Here is a 22,942-nt window from a genome sequence, read left to right as displayed (position 1 = left end):
ACGCTCTTTTATCGGTATTACCTTATCCAACGCATCACTAAAATTAATAGAAATACTCATAATGCAAATCCATAATTCGTCCCACAGCCTATTGCACCAAATCCTCCATAACTTCATTCCCAATAACTATTGGGATATCCCCATCCCTAGGGTTCCACTCCTTCCATAAAAGTCAAACTACCTTTCCTTTATAATTTATGTAGGACAATTATCGATTTGTATGTGTGTTTGCCTATAAATAAAAAAATCCCCATTTTAACTTTTCCTTCTAGAAAGGTAAGTTTTTTGCATAACCTCTTTCTAGCTTCGCATATATTTGTAATGATGATAAAGGAGGAATGTTCATGACTCAATCCGAAATTGAAAAGTATGGACAAGAAGCTGCACGTTACGAACAGCTCGCTCGTTACTATCAATATAGCAATCCTAAAAGATATGTAGAACTCTATATGAAATACCATGATGCAATTACAAAACTTGTACAAGCATATGAAAAGAGAGATTCACAAGAAGCAACTTTACCGTCGCATATGAGAATTTTTCACACAGCTCCCCATACACCAGCAGTTGATATTATAATAAACGGACAAAAGGTTATTAAAAATATTTCTTTTAAACAATTCAGTCCTTATTTATCATTAGTACAAGGTAAATACCGTATTGATATTGTCCCTGTCGGAAACGAAACTCCAATATTCTCAGCATTAGTACCAATAATGGGGAATCACGCTTATACCCTTGCAGCAGTCAATAGCGATAATCATCTCCAATTACAACCTATTCTTGATAATACTCATTTACCATCTGGTCAAGCAAAAATACGGTTTGCACATTTTTCACCAGACACTCCAGTAGTAAATGTAAATTTAAAAGATGGGGATCATTTATTTGAAAATGTACTCTTTAAACAAATAACAGATTTTTTACAGGTTAGCCCTGGTACAGCAGATATTGAAGTTTCACTTGCGGATACAAAAAAAGTACTATTAACCATTCCGAAATTCAACGTTGAACCAAATACAATTTACACAATTTCAATGGTAGGTTATTCAACTGAGGATCCAAAATTAGAGACCGTTATACTTACAAATTAAAACAGTCTACACCATTCGTATGGTGTAGACTGTTTACTTGTGAAACGTAATTTGAAATTCTGTCCAATCGTTATTCGAACGGCACAATATGGATCCATTATGTTTTTCTACAATTTGTTTACATACAAATAATCCGATACCAGTTCCTAGCTTTTTAGTAGTTACAAATGGCTCAAAAATAGTCTCTACATTTTCTGCTGGAATCATAGGTCCATTATTTTTTATAACAATGCGCACAGCCTGATCCTCTTCAAATACATCAATGATAATTTTCCGCTCTTCTTTCACCGATTCAAGAGCATCAATCGAATTCATTAAAATATTTAAAACTACTTGCCTCACTTCACTCCGGTAACCAACGAGTGGAATAGGATACGGCAAATTCTTTTCAATCAAAACATTTGCATTAACTAAACTTGGATATAAGAATTGTATAGTATCTTGAAATAAGTCATTTAGCCAAAAACGTTCCGATTCATTCCACATTTCTTTTTTCGATACAAGTAAAAATTGCGAAATCCTAAAATTCAATTGATCTAATTCATGTGAAATAATATCTAAATACGATAGATGAGGATGGTCTGTCTTCAATAGCTTGACAAATCCCATAATCGAAGTTAGCGGATTACGAAATTCATGCACAAAACTAGCCGACATTTGCCCTAGAATCGTAAGCCTTTCTTTATGTGTTTCATTTATATATTGCTGTTTTTCTTCTAAATTCCTCGATATAATTTCTGAGTATTTTAAAACGGTATAATAAATTAATTTGTCAAAACAAGTATGTATTTTGGCCATAATCGGTTTCAATTCACGGGCGCTTACATCCAATTCGCACATTGCTTCAAAAAGTTCATTTCTTCCCACATTTGCATTGTAAACAAAATCTCCAATATTCGCATCTGCACCTGCACGCTCAATAGCCATTTTCTCACATAATGGCTGAAGATAATTAATGTCTTTATCTTCCATAATAAGTTCGATAATTAACTCTAATAAATTTTCTCCATTTTGAACAACTTCTTGTTTAAATGGATCTTTTTCGGAAATTATCATTTTGTTTTTCCAGTTCTCTACGAATTGGTGCCTGTTGTTTTTCAAGTGCGAACAAAATACTTCTTTAATATCCTTATCGATTGGAAAAACCTCCATTCCCTCCATTTCCATACGACGAATACCCTTTATATTTTGAATATTAACACAAAAAATACATTTCGTTAATAGATTTTTGTCACATTTTGTTAATTTCTGTTGATAAAATTTATTTTTCCTTTCTTATTTAAATAAGTTGTATTCATATATCCCTTTTCCCTTCTCATTTTTTAAATTATTTTCCTGTTCAAAACTACTTTTTTTGCATCCTTTTTAATTCTTGCGTACAATAAGAAGTGAAAGGTGTGAAAAATATGGTAAATAAAAATGTGGAAGACTATCTCCAAGAAGGCATATATGGCCAAAAGCAAAACAAACCAGAAGAACGTAATATGTACTTAACTACATTACGTGAGCGTGTAGAAATCGCTTTAACCATCGGTCAAGTAATGCAAAGTAATGTGTATACAGAAGTAACAGGTAGCATGCGTTCTTCTCAATCATTACAACTATTCCTAAATGGTAGCATTGCTTACCCACATTTATCAAAATACATTAAATTAGCAAATGAAAAAAATGTTCCTTTTACAATTGTTCAAAATAAAGGCACAGAAACACCAATCGGTTTAGTACTATCTCATAGCACTGCTGTAGATAAAGAACACATTTATGCCGAAGATGATATTTTCAAACAAGAAATGAAGTAAAATAAAAAGTACACTTGATTAAAAAAGTGTACTTTTTATTTTTTAATACATATTAATTTCATTTCTGTCATTTCTTCTATTGCATATTTAATCCCTTCACGGCCTGTGCCACTCTCTTTTACACCACCATAAGGCATATGATCTACCCTGAACGTTGGAATATCATTAATCATGACACCACCGACTTCTAATTCATCAATTGCACGCATTGCTTTACATAGATTGTTTGTAAATACACCTGCTTGTAATCCATAACGTGAATTATTTACTTGTTCTAAAGCCTCATCAAATTCTTTAAATGTATTTACAGTCATAAGTGGACCGAATACTTCTTGGCACTGAACAGATACATACTCTGGAACATTTGTTAATACAGTTGGCTCAAAAATCCTTGCATCACGTTTGTTACCACCGTATACAACATTTGCTCCTTCCTTAACTGCCTCTTCCACCCATGAATTTATACGTTCTACATCGTTTTTTGAAATAAGTGCCGATACATCTGTTTCTTCATGAAGCGGGTCTCCTACTACAACGTTTTCCATTGCTTTCGTTAATTTTGTAATAAACTCCTCCATTTTGCATTCATGCACAAAAACACGTTGTACTGAAATACAAACTTGTCCATTATTCACAAACGCGCCCCATTTTACACGTTCAATTATTTCGTCTGTCAATTCAACATCTTCATCAATAATTACAGCAGCGTTCGATCCTAATTCTAACGTCACTCGTTTCAATCCAGATTTTTCCTTAATTCCAATACCTACTTTCGGACTTCCTGTAAAAGTAATACTAGCAACGTTCTCATCTTTTACTAATGCCTCACCTACAACAGATCCAGGTCCAGAAATTATATTGAAAGCTCCCTTTGGTAAACCAGCTTCTTCAAATAATTCTACCAATGCATACGACGAAAGTGGCGTTTGGTCTGCTGGCTTTAGCACAATAGTATTTCCAGCCGCAATTGCTGGACCCACTTTATGTGCTACTAAATTAAGTGGAAAATTAAACGGTGTAATAGCACCAATAACCCCGATTGGTTGTCGAATTGTATACGCTATACGACCCTCTGCTCCTGGCGCAGCATCTAATGGTAACGTCTCACCATATATTCGCTTCGCTTCTTCAGCTGCAAACTTATATGTTTGAACAGTGCGATCTACTTCTCCCCGTGCAGCACGAATTGGTTTTGCAGCTTCTTTTGCGATAATCTCTGCAAACTCTTCTCTTCTCTCATCCATTTTTTGTGCAACCTTTTCTAAAATAGTTGCACGGTCGTATGCAGATAATTTTTTCATTTCTTTCATTGCATTTTTAGCCGCAACTACTGCTTCCTTAACGTCATCTTCTGTACCTTGCGCAATCTCCGCTAATGTTTCTTCAGAATATGGTGCATACAATGGTTTATACGTTCCTACTGATTTCCATACCCCATTTATATATAAATGCTTTTTCATATTGGTTCTCCTTCCGAATATATGTATACAATAATGCATTGCATTTATTTCACCTGGTGAAAGGTCTGACTTATGTAATTGTATCATAGCCCTAATACATCAAAAAACATTTTGCTCAAAAAAACTCTGCTACAAAGCAGAGTTTACGAACTAATTTGTTCTTGGAGCGAAATCTTTTTTTCATCTCCAACAATAACAATCGATTCTGAAGGTTTCGTTACTTCTAACCTCTTAATATAGTGTCCATCTAATTTTTTCACACAAAATTTATAATTTTCAATTTTAATGGTATCGCCTTCGGAAATCTCAATATTTTTTGTTAGAATCCAACCGCCAATCGTATCGACATCATCGTCATCAATAGTCAAACCTAATAATGCGTTCACTTCACTAACAAGTACTTTCCCCTCAAAAATCGTTTTCGTCTCACTAACTTGTTGGATCTCCGGTTGTTCATCAGTATCGAACTCATCTTGAATATCCCCTACAATTTCTTCTAAAATATCTTCAACGGTTACAAGACCTGATGTACCACCATATTCATCAATTAATATAGCGATATGTGTCCTTTCTCTTTGCATTTTTAAAAATAGATCATGAATTGGGATAGATTCAATAACTAAAATAATTGGCCTAATATATTGCTCCACTGTCTTTTCACTAACAACTCGATGCTTCACAAAATCTGTAAATATATCTTTAAAATTCACAAAGCCTATTACATGGTCCTTATCACCATCAACAACCGGATACCTCGTATATTTTTCATGAGACATTTTTTGTAAAGCCTCTTCAGCAGGCATTTCTTTATTTAAAATATTCATCTCTGTTCGTGGTACCATTATTTCTTTCGCAATACGATCATCAAATTCAAATATTTTATTCACATACTTATATTCAGATTGATTAATCTCACCATTTTTATAACTTTCTGAAACTAACAACCGCAATTCTTCTTCTGAATGCACTTCATCATGCCCTTTTGGTGGTTTCAACCCAAAAAACTTTGTAATTAACCGAGCTGATCCATTTAAAATCCAAATGAATGGGAATGCAATCCGATAAAACAAAATGAGTGGCTTAGCAACAAAGAAACTCACTTGTTCTGCTTTTTGAATCGCAAATGTTTTTGGAGCTAACTCTCCTACTACCACATGGAAAAATGTGATAAACAAAAATACCAAAATTATAGCGAAAATGTCTGCGAGTTGAGTAGGGACGTTCCAATTTGCAAACAACACATCAAACATGTGCTTTAGCGCAGGTTTACCAGACCACCCAATCCCAAGAGCTGTAACAGTTATTCCTAATTGACAAGCTGATAAATATTCGTCTAAGTTTGTAATGATTGTTTTGACAGATAGTGCACGATTATTTCCTTCTGCAATTAAATAGTCAATTCGTGAACTCCTCACTTTAACAATTGCAAATTCTGCTGCAACGAAAAATGCCGTTAAGGCAATTAAAACAATCACTATACTTATACTATATATGTCCAAATACTTTTCCTTACTTACAGTGTAAGCAAGGAAGCCACCTCCTACTTAAATTTATTCAAGTGAAGTAAGCATTCTTATACTCTAATAAAATTCTACATTAGTAACCACCTTTTTATATATTATATGCATACATAAAAAAGATATTTATAATTATGATAATCTAATTAGCTTATTATCGTCAAACTATAATAAGCCCAATTTTCCGATAACTGAAAATGATTTATATACATCGTATGTGCTAAACAGCTGAACTTCGTGAAAAAACACTTTCTTTGCCGATTCCACACTTCTTTTGTCACACCTGAAGGGAACTTGCTACATAACTAGAAATCATTCAACAGGATATATATAGGAGGGATTATTTTGGAATATAAAACACCATTTATCGCAAAGAAATTAGGTGTTAGCCCAAAGGCTGTTGTCCGGATTGCACAACAATTAAATCTTACGATAAAAAAAAATAAATATGGGCATTTTATTTTTACACAAGGTGATTTAGATTTAATGTTAGAATACCATCGTTCTCAAATGGACCAACCTCAAAACTCTCAAACTACTCAAAAAACATCTTCAAATGATGTAGAAAAATTAAAAACTCAAGTAAACACAATTGTTCAAAATACATCATCGAATGATTTTAAACAATTAACAGCTCAATTAACCACAATTACAAGAAGACTAGATCGAATGGAAGAACAAATGCAAGATAAAGCAAATGATGTCGTTACATACCAACTTTTACAACATCGCCGCGAAATGGAGGAAATGTTAGAACGAATTCAAAAACTAGAAGCTGCCCTAAAAAAAGAAGAACCAATATACATTACTCCTGATGCAAAACCAACATATGAAAGAGAAAAGAAACCGAAGCGTCGTAAAATGATTTTTAGTATATTTGGACTATAACCTTTTAGACCCTTATTACAAAAATAAGGGTCTACTTTTTCGTATGAAGAAAGATGACTGTAATATGACACCCTTCTTCATACTATACATATTCATATATTTTCATTTTGTTAACATAATATTTTTACTGTATTCTGCAATAAGTACCTGCGCATGAGCATTCCCTTGAATAATATCACGGAATTCTTTCAAAGAATACAGATGTGTAGCCCCTTTTCGAGCATGAATCCGCACTGGTACACCTTGTAAAGTATCATGAAACTGGAATGGACTATCTATCGGTTCAATTGGAAAACCGAGTGTAAGTAAATACATATACATTCTTTTTGTAACTGCTGCAATATACCATTCCGCTTTCGTCTCTAACGCATGCATAAATAAAATAGCTGCCAGCCTTTTGAAATGTCCTCTCCCCCGAGACGTTTTCGCAATACTTAACTTTCCTATTTCATACACATTTTTCAAATCTTTCACTAAATCATTTTTAGAAAACGGATAGAAAAACTCAGAATTTGATTGTTCAGGTACTGTAAACTTAATACATTCTACTGTACCAATATGATGTTCATCTTCTATTAATAAAAATCGTGATGGATTTAAATTACGTTCTACAAACATTAAGTTTCTTTCTTCACAAAAATCTCCCCACAGTTGCTCGAACCAAAAATGTTCTTCCTTTGTTTGAACACGCTGGAACATATTTACCCGCCTTTCCCATCGCCTTTCTGTTTTTGATAACGTTTTTGATAACGCTTTCACTTACTATCATATAAGAACAAATCTTCGTATGCAACTAAAAATATTTATGTCTTATTATATTCTGCAAATTGAATTAAATTCCTATTTCACACTCTTTTCCCCCGCATGTACCATTTCTTACTTTCTTATACAATCATACATACAAAGAAAGTTAATTGCTCCAATGAAAAATGTTTATCCTTTCAAGTTCGACCCACGTTATGCTTCTTTCCTTATGGCATATAATTCTTCTTAACCTAAAGAAATCCTTCATTAAAAAGGATTCCTTTTACATTTTATTACTTTTTAACCATTTCTCAAAAATTTGAATCATCCCATGCTTCCCAGCCAACTTCTCTTCTCCTTGTTTCGTTTTATATGGATATAGTTGTAAAAACACTCCACAACCAGATTCAATTTTTTTACTATGCATATGGCTACCTGGATATACACAAATCACTTCATAAATCGCTCTTCGCTTAAAAATTCGTTTGCCATTCTGTTCTTCTACATACTTAATGGACCAGTATTTATACATTTGCTCAGTTGCTTTCGTATTACCGACAGGCTGAAAAATATTGTACATAGGGCTGTATTTCACTTCGATAATAATAGAAGATTTATATACATACTTTTCTTCTTCCTTTACATAACAATCTAAACGAATATCCGGCTTCTTTGTGTCCTCTCCGTTATAAAAATTACTTCCTTTGCTTAGTGCGATAAGAGGGTGTGTTTCAATTAAATCATTAAACGCGACGTGCACTTTTATATCATCTCGATGTAATATCACTGTCGTTCCATCTTGTAATCCGTCTAAATAAAAATGTTCTTGTATTTGTTCACGGATAGGATTCTTATCTTCAAATCCGATTTGTTCTAATATAGAAATAACGATAAAAAAAGCGTAATACTCATACACTAAAAACGTTGGTTTATATACGAATAATAAAGATGGGGGTTGCTCTGTATGTTGCGGTAACAATTCTAAATGGTAGATTAATTGTTGATGCGGTATAGATAAAGTGTTCGAATTAATGGTAGCTGTTTCAGAAACTTCCCTCCAAAATGGAGAATACAATAAATTTCGAAAGTATTGCACACTTTCATATACGATATGAGCTAATATTTTATATTCTTGTATTTTCACAGAACTTTTCCGTAAATCTGCTTCTTTCAGTAAATGTAAATTTCTATATTTTTGTTTTTCCCTATCCGTCACGGATCCATTTCGTTCAATCGTTTTCATAATTGTTTTAACAGCTTGAAATTCATCTGACTTTTTCTTCTTTTCTCCTTCTAGTATTTCAATAGTTTTACGTACAAAACTTTCTGCTTCAAGTAAATAATAATAGAATTGCATCGTTTTAAATTTAAGAAATGCATTTTCAATACTATTTTTTTTCTCCTTAAATTTACGGTTGTAATATTTCGCATAAAGCTTTCTTTCTGTCATAATGGCAGTTTTTCTCGTTGTCTTCCGCTCTTTCGTTTCCCATTCATATTCGTGTACAAATTCCGCATTCGATTCTACTTTCTTAAAAATTTGTTTTATTCTTTTCATTTTTTGTGGCAACTTTCTTAACAGTACCAAATAAGAAGAATCTTCAATATCGCTAAGTGCTGAGAAAGTTTTCTTGTAATAACCTCTATCTAAAATTAACTCGTTTAAAATTGACTTCACATAATCTTGAATCATTTCAAATTGGTCATCAAAAAAGTTTTTAGGAACAACTTGAAACGCACCATAATAAGTTCTATCTTCTATACGCACTTCAAAATGGTATAAGCCACAGCGCCACGGATAAAAAAATTCAGTTTTTCCATGTTCATACACTAATACTCTTTGTTTTTTTTCATTTAATTCATATTGTGACTCTTTTATATTCTTTTGTCCCTCATATACTTTATTCCATATGAATGTAATATCCATTGGATTTTGATAATGGAAATGCAATTTCAGTGGTTTTAATTCCTGTACTTTATAAATACATTGAACTAATGCTGTAGTAGACGTACAAAGCCGGTTTAAAAGGATAAAATCGCCTTTCCCCTCAGTACCAATAATTAGCTTCAATACAAACGGGAGCGTTTCTTTCGTATCGACGATTGCTGTTTCATAACGCTCCTCATTTTGCATAGCCATACAGCTCCAGTTCTCTACGCTTTTGTCTTATATAAGCTAAAGAATGTTCAAATGTAGATACACGATTTGCAAGCGGAGACTGTAAAAGTGGTATCAATGTCGCTCCCCTTTTTGCTTCTTCAGAAAGTAGAGAGCCCACTGTCATTTCTGTCCCCCTTAATTTCGTTAATACACGTTGCTTTATTTGCAAATCAAAACCTTCTTCCCTGCTAATCATATAGGATTGATTATTTTGGAACGGTATATTTTGCAAATACGTAGCGATTGCGCTTGCACATCGGAAAGAAATTCCTTTTGATATATCGTGTGATGATAATACATCATGTAACTTATCCAATAACTCTAATTCCTCTTCAGTAAACACTTCGATCATCTCTTTATTCCTAAACCAATTGAGTCGAAATTCTCCCGTTGTTACTTTCAGCGGGGGTTGCTGAACAACTTTCTCATGTTCTATACTCATCTCGCAAAACGGAATTTTTTGTAATGTAATCAAATTTGTTCGATCTAATAATCGATCGGAAAGCTCTTTCGTCGTTTCATCAAAATTTACAGTGCCTACGAAAATAATATTCTCACCAATTTCCACTGAAGGTGGAATTTGATTTTCTATTTCTTGTACTTTCTCATACAAACTCAAAATACGATTTTTCTTTTCAAGTTGAAGAACAGATAGAAACGGAGTAAACCAATGCTCAATATGTGACATGTTCATTTCATCGAATACAATTATATACAACTGATTTGGGTTTTCTTTAGCCTTTAACAATGTCCGAACTAACTTCGTTTCACTTTCAATAAAATTACCATTCGGATGAAGGTAACCGAGAATATCATGTGGTTCTTGATACGATGGTGAAATCGGAATCCAAATTAATTCTTCACCATAACGTAACCCAAGTGCTTCTGCATAAGCTTGCACAAAGCGTGATTTCCCAACACCTGGTATACCACCAACAATTGTTAACATATTGGTTTTAATACTAATGTGAAAATTATATATATCTGTATCATCCAAATATAGCCCTTTATTACGAACCATACTTCGTACATACTGCAAAAAAGAGGATTCACGCTCATCCCATTCCCAGTCCTCCTTTTGCATTTTAATATCTTCTACTTCAACTAACTTACCTTCTTCAACAATTCGTTTATTTAGTTGGGCATACACATTTTCACTTACAAAATATAAATGATCATCTACTGCTATTTCTACATGTTTCATCCACTCGTTTATTTCAATATATTTACATTCTTTTCTTTGCTCAAAATATGAAATTGAACTTATTGATGATTTTAACGATAAATTTCCATATAGCCTTCCTTCATGCCACAATAATTCTGGAGGCTCAAAGTCTTTTGGTAATTTAGGCATAAGAAATGATAAGTAACCGTTGCCTAACTTCCGTTCCAAAGACGCTCTCTTTTTATAATTTGAGACCTTTGGTGAAGGAATCAATTTATATGAAGATGCTATTTCCCGAGGCTCTTCTGTGCATATTAATTCCAGTAATAAATTTCCACGATCATAATAAAGACGAAACATAACCAGTTGCTTTTCTAATTTACGCTTCTTTAAATCAGTAAAGATTTTTTCATTCTTTTTATTACTGCATAATCCTTCAAACAAATATTTTCCAGTCGGAAATAACTCTTGTAAAGTTAAAGGTATTGGAGAAAGACATTGTACAAAGAAATTTTCCCCATTCTTCTCTCCCTCAGCTTTTGCAAACTTCCCAATAAACCTCATATAATACATTCGCTTTATAAAACTTGGATGAAGAGCTTTATGTAACTTCAACGTAGTCACCTTCTTTTTTTCATACTATTCTTAGTGTATGAACTACAATCTAAAACTAGAAATAAAAAACCTGACGTCATCCGTCAGGTTCAAAATTAAAACGTATATTAATGAGAAGGAAATGCTTTTTTTTCTTGTAAAATGGCATTATGAGCGATTTTCATTTTAGCAAGTACGTACCGTAATCGATCTTCGGCATTTTCATCTTTATTTTGCTGCAAACTCGCCAAATTCTCTACAGAACTCGCTAAATTTTCAATCACGCCTCGAAGTTCAGGATGATGATTAAAAAAAGATTCTTGTACTAATACTTTCCTTAAATCACTAGCTAAATCCATAATTCTAGACAACTGTTCTTTTTCTTCCATTTTCATCCCTCCTGAATATCTTATGTATTAAATATTCTCTAGACAAGGAAAAAAGCCCTTTAAATTAAAAGGACTTTTACATTTTTATATTTCCTGTCAGTAACATATAAAGTGATGTGATAGCTGCAATAACAATTGCCCACATCACATATCTCTCTATACCTACAAAACAACGATTCCCTTTTTCTTTTCTTGCAAAAACGTACACGATAATCCCGATTCCATATACAATTGAAACAAGTAATAAATTCTTTAAACCAGCTGCATAAATGAGCCATACAGAATATACACAAGCAATTAAAGCTAATAAGCCATTTTTTACTCTCGCAACTTTCAGCTCTTTCGTAATGACTAATTTCAATTGAAATAGCGCTGATAATAAATACGGTAATAAAATTGATGTTGACGCAATAAAATACATAATTTGATATGTCGATTCTGAAAACAGAACGATTATAAATATAATTTGGGCAACGATATTTGAAATCCATAATGCCATATGCGGCGTTTGCTTCTTATTTGTTTTCGTAAAGATTTTCGGAAACACGCCATCTTTTCCTGCTACATGCGAAATTTCAGAAACAAGTAAAAACCAACCAATCAATGTCCCTACAAGTGAAGCAACTAAACCGATGTTAATCGCAACTGCCCCCCATGGTCCAACAACATGTTCTAATACATGTCCCATTGAAGGAGTTTCTAAAACCGAAAGTTCATTTCTCGTCATAGCTCCCATTGACAGAACAGAAATTAAAATATAAATAGACATAACTAAAATTAACCCAAGTACTGTCGCTTTTCCAACATCTCTGCTATTTTTAGCTCTTCCTGATAATACAACTGCTCCTTCAACCCCAATGAACACCCAAAGAGTTACAAGCATTGTATTTTTCACTTGACCTAGTACAGAGGAAACTGAGATTGTTCCTTCGCCCCAAAAGTCATGTGTAAATGTATCCCAGCGAAACGCCGTTACCATCACAACAATAAATAATAAGATCGGAACCAATTTCCCAATTGTTGCGATAACATTCATAATGGAAGCTTCACGAATTCCAAATAATATAAGAAAATGAAGTGACCATAATAAAAGAGAGGCACCAATGATAGACGCAGCATTATTTCCTCCTTTAAAAATCGGGAAGAAATAACCTAATGTACTAAACAGTAACATAATTGTTGCGACATTTCCTAAAATTCCTGCCAGCCAGTACCCCCACGCACTGTTAAAACCAATATATTCACCGAAACCAGCTCGTGCATAACTATAAATTCCGCCCTCAAGCTCCGGTTTTTGTCTTGCTAACGTTTGATATACGAGCGCAAGCGGAATCATTCCCATCGCTGTAATACACCAACCAATTATTGTTGCACCACTATTTGCTCCTACTGCTAAATCATGCGGTAAACTAAAAACACCGCCACCAACCATTGTTCCAACTACTAATGCGATTAACGGAAAAAACCCTAACTTCTTTTCTATTTGTACCACCCCATCTGTCATTCTAGGTGTTATGTTCGTTCAACTATTAAAGTCACCTTTTCTCTAATAGACGTTTCTCTTATATTTTTTCAGGAAAACATTACTTATTCTAAAATAAAATGAAGAAAAATGGAATACTTTTTTGAAAAAATGTATAAGTATGCACAAAAAAACCGTTCATTTTGTAATAAACGGTTATTTCAAACATATAAAGTTGTATATTTCTTGTAAAATCAACGAAGTAAATTCTCTTTTTGTAAAAATTGTTTTGCTACTTCTTCACTACTTTTCCCATTCACATTTACTTCGTAATTCATTTTTCGCATTTCTTCATCTGTAATCTTTCCAGATAATTTATTCAATGTTTTTTCAAGCTCAGGATATTTCTGTAACGTCTCTTTTCTTAATAATGGCGCTCCTTGATAAGGCGGGAATAGTCCTTTATCATCTTTTAGCACTTTAAGTCCATATTGCTCAAGTTCACTATCTGTTGAATATGCATCGATTACGTTAACATCCCCCGATTGAATTGCGCTATAGCGTAGTTTCGGTTCCATCGTTTTAACATTTAAAAACTTATAGTTATATAATTTTTGCATACCTTTATAACCATCTTCACGATCAGCAAATTCTAATGTAAATCCTACCTTAGCTTCCTGTGCAATATTTCCTAAATCAGAAATTGTATTTATATTATTTTGATCTGCTATTTTTTTCGGCATAGCTAGTGCGTATGTATTGTTATACTCCATTGGCTTTAACATAACCATATTATATTTCTTTTCCATTCCCATACGCGCTTGTTCATATACTTCATCACGATTTGTACTTTTCGGTTCTTCTTTCACGAAAGTAGATAAAGCTGTTCCTGAAAATTCTGGGTATATATCTACTTCACCTGATTTTAACGCTTCAAATACAAATGCTGTTTTCCCAAGGCCTGGTTTTAATTCTACTTGTAAATCTGTATCCTGTTCAATAAGTTGCTTGTACATTTGAATTAAAATTTCTGGTTCAGATCCAAGTTTTCCAGCGATAACTATATCTTTCTTTTGTGTATTCCAAAGAAATGGCGAAGCGATCATTACGACAACTATACATATCGTTAATATAACGCGCTTATATGAGCGTTTGGGCCTCTCAAGCATGCGAAGTACTATATCAAAGAATAAAGCGAGTAACGCAGCTGGTACGGCCCCTAAAATGATAAGCGCATGATCATTCCGATCGATACCGAGTAGTATGAGCTTACCGAGTCCACCAGCGCCTATTAAAGCAGCTAATGTAGCCGTTCCAACAATTAATACCATCGCTGTCCGAATACCAGCCATAATAATTGGCAATGCGAGAGGAAGCTCTACCTTCCATAATCTTCTCCAGCTATTCATTCCCATAGCTCTCGCCGCTTCTATAAGTGATTCATCTAATTCCCGTATTCCTGTATAAGTATTTCGCAAAATAGGTAATAGTGCATACACAACTAATGCGATAATGGCTGGAAGTTTTCCGATTCCTACTAATGGAATTAAAAGTCCAAGTAATGCAAGTGATGGCACAGTCTGCATAACAGCAGAAGTCCCTATTATAAATTCAGCCATCCGTTCTTTTCTCGTTAATAGAATGCCAAGAGGCACCGCAATAATTACTGCAAAAAATAATGAAATAAGCGATATTTGTAAATGTTCACTTAATGCACTTAGCAATTCTACTTTTCGTTCTTGAAACGTTTGAATAAAATCAATCACTGTTTAGCCTCTCTCCTTCATTTGTTCAACAATGTAATTGACAATATGACGACTTGTTAACGCTCCAACATATTGACCATTTTCTTCAACCGGCACTGACTCTTCAGTTTGTAAGCGGACTAGCGCTTCTTGTAAAGTCGAATGTAAAGATAGAGCCTTCCCTTCTACTCGTATACGATTGTCTAGCGGCAATACCGCTTCTATACTCTTCCCCTCATACCAAGGTCGTCCACGATTTCCAATGAACTCCTCTACAAACTCATTTTTCGGATTATGTATAATACCTTCTGGTGTATCTAATTGAACAACTTTCCCTTCTTTCATTACACAAATGCGATCACCAAGTGATAAAGCCTCTTGCATATCATGCGTTACAAATACTATCGTTTTTTGAATTTTTTTTTGCAATTGCACTATATCCTGCTGAAGTTGTTCCCTGCTTAATGGATCTAACGCACTAAATGGTTCATCCATAAGAACGATTTTCGGATTTGCAGCTAATGCCCTAACGACACCAACGCGCTGCTTCTGTCCTCCCGACAATTCATCTGGCATACGATCACGATATACATCTGGTTCTAATCCAACCATATGTAACAGTTCATCAACACGCGTTTTTATTTTCTCCTTACTCCACTTTCTCATTTCAGGGACAACTGCAATATTTTCAGCAATTGTCATATGTGGAAACAGCGCAATCTGCTGCAACACGTACCCTATATTCCAACGCAGTTCGTTTATGTTATATTCTTGAATATCTTTTCCATCGATTAAAATTGATCCTTCCGTCGTTTCAATTAAACGATTAATCATCTTCATTGTCGTTGTTTTCCCGCAACCACTCGGACCAATGAGAACAAAAAATTCTCCTTTTTTAATTTCTAAATGCAATGAATCCACTGCTTTTGTGCCATCTTCATACGCTTTTGACACATGATTAAATTGAATCACAGACACAACTCCTTTCATGTTGTTTCCTTTATTTTGATGGAATATAGAATTCATTTCAAATGATACGCTTTATTATACAAAAAAAGAGCTCTCATTTGAGCTCTAACGGTCGAACAATATCGTTTTCATAATTGCAGCATATTCACGCACATACGCTTTTTTCTTAGAACGACTCGGTGTTTCAGCAGCTAGTGCTTCCATCTTTATCCCTAAACGCTTTGCAATTATTTTCGTTCGATATAAATGATACGTATTACTTACAACTACCGCATGCTTTACATCATATAAATCCATACTAAACTTTAAATTTTCATACGTATTTGTAGAGCGGTCTTCAATTAAAATACGGTTCTCATCTATACCATGTACCATTAAATAGTTTCGCATACTGTGAGCTTCCGGTATATCTTCATCTTCCCCTTGACCACCTGAAACAATTACTTTCACCTCAGAGTGAGAATATAAATATTCTAGCGCCACATCCAAACGGTTTTGAAGAGATAAAGAAGGCCTATCTCCAAATAACTTTGCACCTAATATAAGAACGTATGGAGAGTGATTACTCAATTTTTCACGAGCAACTTTATTCATTCGAAACGTCATATAAATGATGTATAGCGGAGGTAGTAATAAGATTATAAGCAATATCCATTTGTTCATAAATAAGTTAACACTCCCTTTCTTTTTATTATATAGAAAAAGAAAAGGAGGCAGAAGTATTTTTTAAACAATTGATTTATTAGACACATTCGCTTTCATTTTACGTTTTGAAATTACATAATAAAAAGCAATCCCTAATGATAGGATCAATATAAAGCTTAGTACGTAAAACGGGATCATTACCCCGGCTTTAGATACGCCTGCCGTAAACAACATTAATAATACAATTCGAATTCCTGTACCAATTAGTCGAAATAAGCTGTCCACACGTCCCATTAATTCATTTGGGATTTCTTCCATCATCAATACATTTCTCGCCACTCTCGTTCCAGCATTTCCAATCGCATGAAAAATCGCGAGTCCATATAATAACATAATGGAAGGCTCAATAATCATTGCGGTAATTGAAATTACATAAATAAACATCGTCATAACGATTGAAACTTCTATTTTGACATATTTCATCATGATTGGAATACTTATTCCCGCAATAACAGCCCCTACACCATACATCATACCTTCTATCGCGTATACAGAGGCACTAGCTTTGAGTATATCTGAAATATAAACTGGGATTAAATAATTTGCCATCATAACACCGATAAACGGCATATAAGTGGCAAGTAAAAACCAAAAGAACTTAGGACGTTTTTTCATAAAATGAATACCTTCGAACAATTGCTTCTTAAATGTTACTTTCCGTTTTACTTCTTTTTTCTTTACATACGGTATACATAAGAAAAGAAAAAATGCTCCTGCAAAAGTTAACATATCTACTAACAAGATCCATTTCAAAGAAATGATCTCAATTAAAAAGCTAGCAGCTGCCCCTGAAATAACTTGCGTTAATTGTCCTTGTATTTCCATCGTGCCGCTTAAACTTTTATAATGCTCAGATTGAAATATTTCTTGGTTGAATGCAAAAATTGTAGGATAGAATAATAGATAATAGAAAGAACCCGCTATATAAATAATAATGTAATGAATAGAATTATATGATTGCCCAGCAAATCCCCAAATAGCCATCATTCCTATAATCGCTATCCCGATACCTTCGTTACATAACAACAAATATTTTCTTGAAAAACGATCTATACTTTGCCCAATAAATGGCGTTAATAAAAACATTATGAGAGTTGCAACGATAGAAACATAACCAAATGTCGTCTCTCCTCCACTTTCCCTAATCAATAGCCATGGAATCGTAATCATAACAATCCCAGAACCAATAGCAGATAAACTATTGGCTCCTAGAATGTAATACAAACGAGAATCATGATAAAGAGAGGACATATCACTCAACTCCTAATTGTTTTTTCACCTCTTTATATACGCTCATATATGCTTTTAATTCTTTAACTAAATCATGAATTAATGGTTTTGCATCTTCTCCAAGTTCACCATCTTGCACATGTAATCCATCAAGCACGACTTGTTTTGGAATTGCGTTTGCGTAAACGCCTCTAGCAACAATGCGCATACTATTTAATGCGTTAATTCCCCCTTTACCTCCTCCAGCAACCGCTAATAATGCGACAGGCTTATGGATGAATTCACTGCTACTTAAGTAATCTAACGAATTTTTCAGCGCTCCGCTCATCGCATTATGATATTCTGGTGTACATAGTACTACTCCATCCGCAGCTTTCACTAAAGCTTTTAATTTTTTTACTGCCTCTAATTCACGTTGTGATTCTTCTCCATTATATAAAGGCAATTCCGCTACTGCTAAATCGTATAACTCCCCTTCAAATTGCTCTGCAATATATTTTGCCACCACGCGAGTTCTTCCAAACTTTCTTGGTGTACCATTAATTACGACTAGTTTCATAATCATTTCTCCCCTTTGTTTTCAAATTCTACCTTTATATTATCAGAAATTTCTATACAAAATACAGCAAAAAGAGGTAAAAGCTTTCATAAAATAGTATGAGAAATAAAAAAGAACTCATACTTTCGTATGAGTTTCACAAAACTAATTTTTCACAACCTCATGTCCACCGAATTGATTACGAAGAGCTGAAACAACTTTCCCATGGAATGTATCATCTTCTTGAGAACGATAGCGCATAAATAATGACATTGCGATAACTGGTGCCGCTGCTTGTAGTTCAAGCGCAGTTTCAACAGTCCATTTTCCTTCCCCGGAAGAGTTCATTACACCTTTAATACCATCAAGTTTCGGATCATCTGCAAATGCCTTTTCAGTTAAGTCCATTAACCAACCACGGATAACCGATCCGTTTGCCCATACTTTTGCAACATCTTCATAATTGAAATCAAAATCACTTTTATCTAACACTTCAAATCCTTCAGCGATTGCTTGCATCATTCCATATTCAATACCGTTATGAACCATTTTTAAGAAATGACCACTTCCAACGCGGCCTGCATAAGAATAACCGTTTTCTACTGCTAAGTCTTTAAATAACGGTTCTAATTGATCATAGATTTCTTTTTCTCCACCAACCATTAAGCACGCACCATATCTAGCTCCTTCTACACCACCTGATGTACCGATATCTACGTAATGTAAGCCAAAGCTTTTCGCTTCTTCAGCACGGCGCAACGTATCCTTATAGAATGAATTTCCACCTTCAATAACGATATCGCCTTCCTCTAATAATGGATATACATCTTTTAGTACTGACTCAACAACTTCTCCTGCAGGTACCATTACCCAAATTGTACGAGGTGCTTCTAGTTCAGCGATCATTTCTTTTAATGTATGACGTGCAGTAATCCCTAGTTTTCCTGCCTTTTCAACAAGCTCATTATTTACATCGTATACAACTACTTCATGCTTGTCTTCATGTAAGTGTTCAGCTAACGGGAATCCCATTTTTCCTAATCCAATTAAACCTAGTTTCATATTAATCAATCTCCCATTCTATACAAATATATTTAATATCGAAATTAGTCCAAGTGCTACAACAGATAGTATTGTCTCCATTGCAGTCCATGTTAATAATGTTTCTTTCACAGTCATTCCGAAATACTCTTTAATCATCCAAAATCCAGAATCGTTCACATGTGATAATATTAATGACCCTGCTCCTGTTGCAAGTGCCAGTAACTCTACATTCACTCCTGGTGTACTTGCCGCAATCGGTGCCACTATTCCTGCTGCTGTCATCATGGAAACAGTAGCAGAGCCAGTCGCGATTCGAATAAGTGCAGCAATTCCCCACCCTAATAATATTGGTGAAATATGTGATTCTTTCGCCATCTCCGCAATTGTAGTTCCAATTCCAGAATCTAATAACACTTTATTAAAGGCGCCACCTGCACCGATAACTAACAGTATGTTTGCAATTGGGCCTAAACAATCATTTGTGACTTGTAAGACTTTGTCTTTAGAAAACCCTTTTGCATAGCCAAGACTAAAGAAAGAATATATCGTTGCAATTAATAATGCGACTATTGGATCTCCAATAAAGTGCAATACTTGTGCAAGTTGGCTTGTTTTATTTAATGCTACTTCCGCTATCGATGCACCTAGCATAAGAAATACTGGAAGTAAAATAGTAAACAATGTATTTCCAAAGCTAGGAAGTTCCTTCTTCTTATCTCTTTCAATAAATTGCTCCGCTATATCTAATGGTACTTCTTTATGTATACGAGCACCGATCCATTTCCCGTAAAGCGGACCTGCAATTATTGCAGTTGGAAGTCCGACAATTAATGCATATAAAATTGTCTTCCCTACATCTGCTTTAAATATACCTACCGCTGCCATAGCTGCTGGATGCGGTGGAACAAGTCCGTGTACAACCGAAAGACCTGCTACTAGCGGAATACCGATTGTAATAAGTGATACCCCTGTTTCTAACGCAATTGTAAATACTAACGGAATTAATAGTACAAATCCAACTTGGAAAAATACCGGAATCCCTACTATAAATGCAACGAACATCATTGCCCAGTGAACACGCTTTTTCCCAAAACGTCCAATTAATGTGTTAGCAATTCGTTCAGCACCGCCAGACTCAGCCATCATTTTTCCAAGCATTGTTCCTAAAGCTAAAACAATCGCCAAAAATCCTAACGTATTACCAAGACCTAATTTAATAGAATCGATAATCCCTGGATGTTGTGGTGAAGTTCCAATTAAGGGCATCCCCATTGCTAGCCCTACACCGATTGCTGTTAAAATTAACGCGACAAATGGATGCCATTTTACTACCGTAATTAGTAAAAGTAATATGACAACAGCCGCAAGTATGATCCCAACTACCATTTCTCCCAATCCCCCTATTGTTTACGTTGGAAAGCAGCTATACAATCAAATTCTTCTTTCAAACGATTGTAAAGTCGTTCATACATATAAAACATCTCTAAATATAAAGCCGTATTTTCTTTATTCGGTACATGGTGATGGACAATATCAATCCAATCCTTCACCTCTTCAAGCGAATCAATTTTCCCAATTGCATACAAAGCAAGTGCCGCTGCCCCAAGCGCAGATGCTTCATGACTTTCTGGAACAAGCAATTCTTTCCCCATCATGTCAGATAACATTTGTCTCCAAAATGCAGACTTTGCAAAGCCTCCTGAAACACGTATTTCAGAAAGTGGCCCCGTACAATCACGAATGGCAAGTGCAACTGAATACACACTCATACAAACTCCTTCCATGACAGCTCGTATGAAATGTTCACGTTTATGCTGAAGGTTTATACCGAAGAATGTACCACGAGCATTTGCATTCCAGTAGGGTGCACGTTCTCCAGATAAAAACGGTAAAAATAGCAATCCCTCTGCTCCAGCTGGTACACTTTCTGCATACTTAATTAATAAATCATAAGGATCAATCCCAAGCTTCCTTGCAACTTCTTGCTCTGGACTACCGAATTCATCACGTAGCCATCTTAATAAAATCCCGCCATTATTCGTCGGTCCACCGATTACCCAGTGCTCATCTGTTAATGCGTAGCAAAAAGTTCTTCCTTTTTCATCTGTATTAACACTTGATGAAATTGTTCGAACTGCTCCACTTGTTCCAATCGTAATTGCAGCTGAGCCAGGTGATATTGCACCGACACCTACATTTGCAAGAACACCATCACTTGCACCAATAACAACTGGAGTATCCTCACTAATCCCCATCTTTTGTGCTAATTCCGGCTTCATTCCCGATAAAATATATGTAGTCGGTACAGGTGTTGATAATTGTTCTGGTGACATATTTAACATAGTTAAAACATCTTCATCCCAGTTTAATGTTTCTAAATTAAATAACCCAGTAGCAGATGCGATAGAATAATCAACTACATAGCGTGAGAACAATTGATAAATGACATACTCTTTAATAGAAATAAATTTGTGAGCAGTTCTGAATAAATCCGATTCTTCTTCTTTCATCCACAGTAACTTAGAAAGTGGTGACATCGGATGAATTGGTGTACCAGTTCTTCTATAAATGTCATGACCATTCATTTGTTGTAAAAGTTTTTCTGATTGTTTTGTGCTTCGATTATCTGCCCAAATGATAGAGCGCGTTAACGGCGCACCGTTTTCATCTACTGCAATTAAGGCATGCATTGCTGTACTAATCCCGATAGAAGAAATATCTTCCGGTAACACATTACTCTTCTCGATGGCAACGCTTACAGTTTTGTATACAGCAGCACATATTACATCAGGATCTTGCTCCGCCCATCCGACGTTCGGTTGAATGATTGGATAATCAATTGCATGTGAAGCAACGACTTTTCCCTTTTCAGTGAATACAACCGTCTTCGTACTAGTGGTACCGATGTCAATCCCGATTACTCTCCCCCTTGTTTCCATGCGAATCTTCCCTTCGTTTCTAGCAAAATGCGATCTAGTAAACCGTTTACATGAATTAGTATATAAAATATTTTTTCATAAATCAAGTTTTAGAAAGAAAATTTTTTTCATAACAAAAAAATAAATCCCTTCATTCCATTTCATTTACAAACTAAAATTAGCTTTTCCGTGCGGTAAAGTTGCATTATATTCGTTTCGCAGCACACTCTTTTCCTCTCATTAACAACACATACATAGTCCTTCCATACTTTCTACTCATTTGCATGAAAAAGGAGTTGAAAAGCAATTACCACCAATACGTAAATTTTGTGCATTTTGCTCTTTTTATTGCTTTAGGTTCACTAGTCCTTTTATCTTGATGGACATAGAGCACGGCTCCCTACTATCACTTTTTTACCTTGTAAATATATGTTCCATACTATAAAATCTAATAGTATTTATATTTTTCAGAAAAATCAAAACAAAATATAAACTTTATTGTATAATGTTGTAAAAAGAT

19 protein-coding genes are annotated in these 22,942 nt (G+C 34.6%); 3 read left to right on the top strand and 16 right to left on the bottom strand.

Annotation, left to right across the window (positions count from 1 at the left end; genetic code table 11):
• The first annotated feature begins 344 nt into the window (after nt 1–344).
• Entirely contained in the window at nt 345–1,094 is a 750-nt protein-coding gene (locus JTF23_RS04160) for a DUF4397 domain-containing protein (RefSeq protein ID WP_002148186.1), read from the top strand.
• A 33-nt stretch (nt 1,095–1,127) separates the two neighbouring features.
• On the opposite strand, the gene JTF23_RS04155 is transcribed toward JTF23_RS04160, so the two are convergent.
• Nucleotides 1,128–2,261, bottom strand: coding sequence for a BA2291 family sporulation histidine kinase (locus JTF23_RS04155; RefSeq protein ID WP_324287228.1), 1,134 nt, complete (start codon nt 2,259–2,261; stop codon nt 1,128–1,130).
• A 239-nt stretch (nt 2,262–2,500) separates the two neighbouring features.
• On the opposite strand from JTF23_RS04155, the gene JTF23_RS04150 reads away from it, so the two are divergent.
• Nucleotides 2,501–2,893, top strand: a complete 393-nt coding sequence (locus JTF23_RS04150; RefSeq protein ID WP_002157973.1) for a YueI family protein — start codon at nt 2,501–2,503, stop codon at nt 2,891–2,893.
• Nucleotides 2,894–2,928: 35 nt separating this feature from the next.
• On the opposite strand, the gene JTF23_RS04145 is transcribed toward JTF23_RS04150, so the two are convergent.
• Nucleotides 2,929–4,353 carry an aldehyde dehydrogenase family protein gene (locus tag JTF23_RS04145; protein WP_204208171.1) on the bottom strand — a complete coding sequence of 475 codons (1,425 nt, stop codon included), beginning with the start codon at nt 4,351–4,353 and terminating at the stop codon, nt 2,929–2,931.
• Nucleotides 4,354–4,496: 143 nt separating this feature from the next.
• Nucleotides 4,497–5,852: a hemolysin family protein gene (locus JTF23_RS04140; RefSeq protein WP_204208170.1), complete on the bottom strand. Its 1,356-nt coding sequence runs from the start codon at nt 5,850–5,852 to the stop codon at nt 4,497–4,499.
• 363 nt (nt 5,853–6,215) lie between these two features.
• On the opposite strand from JTF23_RS04140, the gene racA reads away from it, so the two are divergent.
• On the top strand, nt 6,216–6,758 hold the full coding sequence (gene racA, locus JTF23_RS04135) for a chromosome-anchoring protein RacA (protein WP_002157976.1): 543 nt from the start codon (nt 6,216–6,218) through the stop codon (nt 6,756–6,758).
• A gap of 102 nt (nt 6,759–6,860) precedes the next feature.
• Here racA and JTF23_RS04130 read toward each other — a convergent pair whose 3' ends face one another.
• The 13 genes from JTF23_RS04130 to gntK form a co-directional block, all read right to left on the bottom strand.
• On the bottom strand, nt 6,861–7,457 hold the full coding sequence (locus JTF23_RS04130; RefSeq protein WP_002157977.1) for a hypothetical protein: 597 nt from the start codon (nt 7,455–7,457) through the stop codon (nt 6,861–6,863).
• A gap of 328 nt (nt 7,458–7,785) precedes the next feature.
• Nucleotides 7,786–9,636, bottom strand: coding sequence for a hypothetical protein (locus JTF23_RS04125; RefSeq protein ID WP_016104753.1), 1,851 nt, complete (start codon nt 9,634–9,636; stop codon nt 7,786–7,788).
• On the bottom strand, nt 9,626–11,443 hold the full coding sequence (locus tag JTF23_RS04120) for an AAA family ATPase (protein WP_016104752.1): 1,818 nt from the start codon (nt 11,441–11,443) through the stop codon (nt 9,626–9,628). Before JTF23_RS04120 ends, JTF23_RS04125 begins: the two co-directional genes overlap by 11 nt.
• Nucleotides 11,444–11,550: 107 nt before the next feature.
• Nucleotides 11,551–11,811: a hypothetical protein gene (locus JTF23_RS04115; RefSeq protein WP_002085825.1), complete on the bottom strand. Its 261-nt coding sequence runs from the start codon at nt 11,809–11,811 to the stop codon at nt 11,551–11,553.
• Nucleotides 11,812–11,887: 76 nt separating this feature from the next.
• Nucleotides 11,888–13,315, bottom strand: a complete 1,428-nt coding sequence (locus JTF23_RS04110; protein WP_204208169.1) for a basic amino acid/polyamine antiporter — start codon at nt 13,313–13,315, stop codon at nt 11,888–11,890.
• A 212-nt stretch (nt 13,316–13,527) separates the two neighbouring features.
• Nucleotides 13,528–15,039 carry an ABC transporter permease/substrate-binding protein gene (locus JTF23_RS04105; protein ID WP_204208168.1) on the bottom strand — a complete coding sequence of 504 codons (1,512 nt, stop codon included), beginning with the start codon at nt 15,037–15,039 and terminating at the stop codon, nt 13,528–13,530.
• Nucleotides 15,040–15,042: 3 nt separating this feature from the next.
• A complete protein-coding gene (locus JTF23_RS04100) occupies nt 15,043–15,990 on the bottom strand; it encodes an ABC transporter ATP-binding protein (RefSeq protein ID WP_033711815.1) in 948 nt (315 codons plus the stop codon).
• A gap of 102 nt (nt 15,991–16,092) precedes the next feature.
• Nucleotides 16,093–16,650, bottom strand: a complete 558-nt coding sequence (locus JTF23_RS04095; protein ID WP_002119043.1) for a YdcF family protein — start codon at nt 16,648–16,650, stop codon at nt 16,093–16,095.
• A 63-nt stretch (nt 16,651–16,713) separates the two neighbouring features.
• Nucleotides 16,714–17,943: an MFS transporter gene (locus JTF23_RS04090; protein ID WP_002200621.1), complete on the bottom strand. Its 1,230-nt coding sequence runs from the start codon at nt 17,941–17,943 to the stop codon at nt 16,714–16,716.
• Nucleotide 17,944: 1 nt separating this feature from the next.
• Nucleotides 17,945–18,481, bottom strand: coding sequence for an NADPH-dependent FMN reductase (locus JTF23_RS04085; protein ID WP_000780366.1), 537 nt, complete (start codon nt 18,479–18,481; stop codon nt 17,945–17,947).
• Nucleotides 18,482–18,625: 144 nt separating this feature from the next.
• Nucleotides 18,626–19,522, bottom strand: coding sequence for a phosphogluconate dehydrogenase (NAD(+)-dependent, decarboxylating) (gnd, locus tag JTF23_RS04080; RefSeq protein WP_002119040.1), 897 nt, complete (start codon nt 19,520–19,522; stop codon nt 18,626–18,628).
• A gap of 18 nt (nt 19,523–19,540) precedes the next feature.
• Nucleotides 19,541–20,890 carry a GntP family permease gene (locus JTF23_RS04075; protein ID WP_204208167.1) on the bottom strand — a complete coding sequence of 450 codons (1,350 nt, stop codon included), beginning with the start codon at nt 20,888–20,890 and terminating at the stop codon, nt 19,541–19,543.
• Nucleotides 20,891–20,904: 14 nt separating this feature from the next.
• Nucleotides 20,905–22,443, bottom strand: a complete 1,539-nt coding sequence (gene gntK / locus JTF23_RS04070; RefSeq protein WP_016104748.1) for a gluconokinase — start codon at nt 22,441–22,443, stop codon at nt 20,905–20,907.
• Nucleotides 22,444–22,942: the final 499 nt, after the last annotated feature.

Source organism: Bacillus sp. RIT 809, from assembly GCF_016892495.1.
GTDB lineage: Bacteria > Bacillota > Bacilli > Bacillales > Bacillaceae_G > Bacillus_A > Bacillus_A cereus_U.
This window is presented reverse-complemented; position numbering and strand designations above follow the sequence as displayed.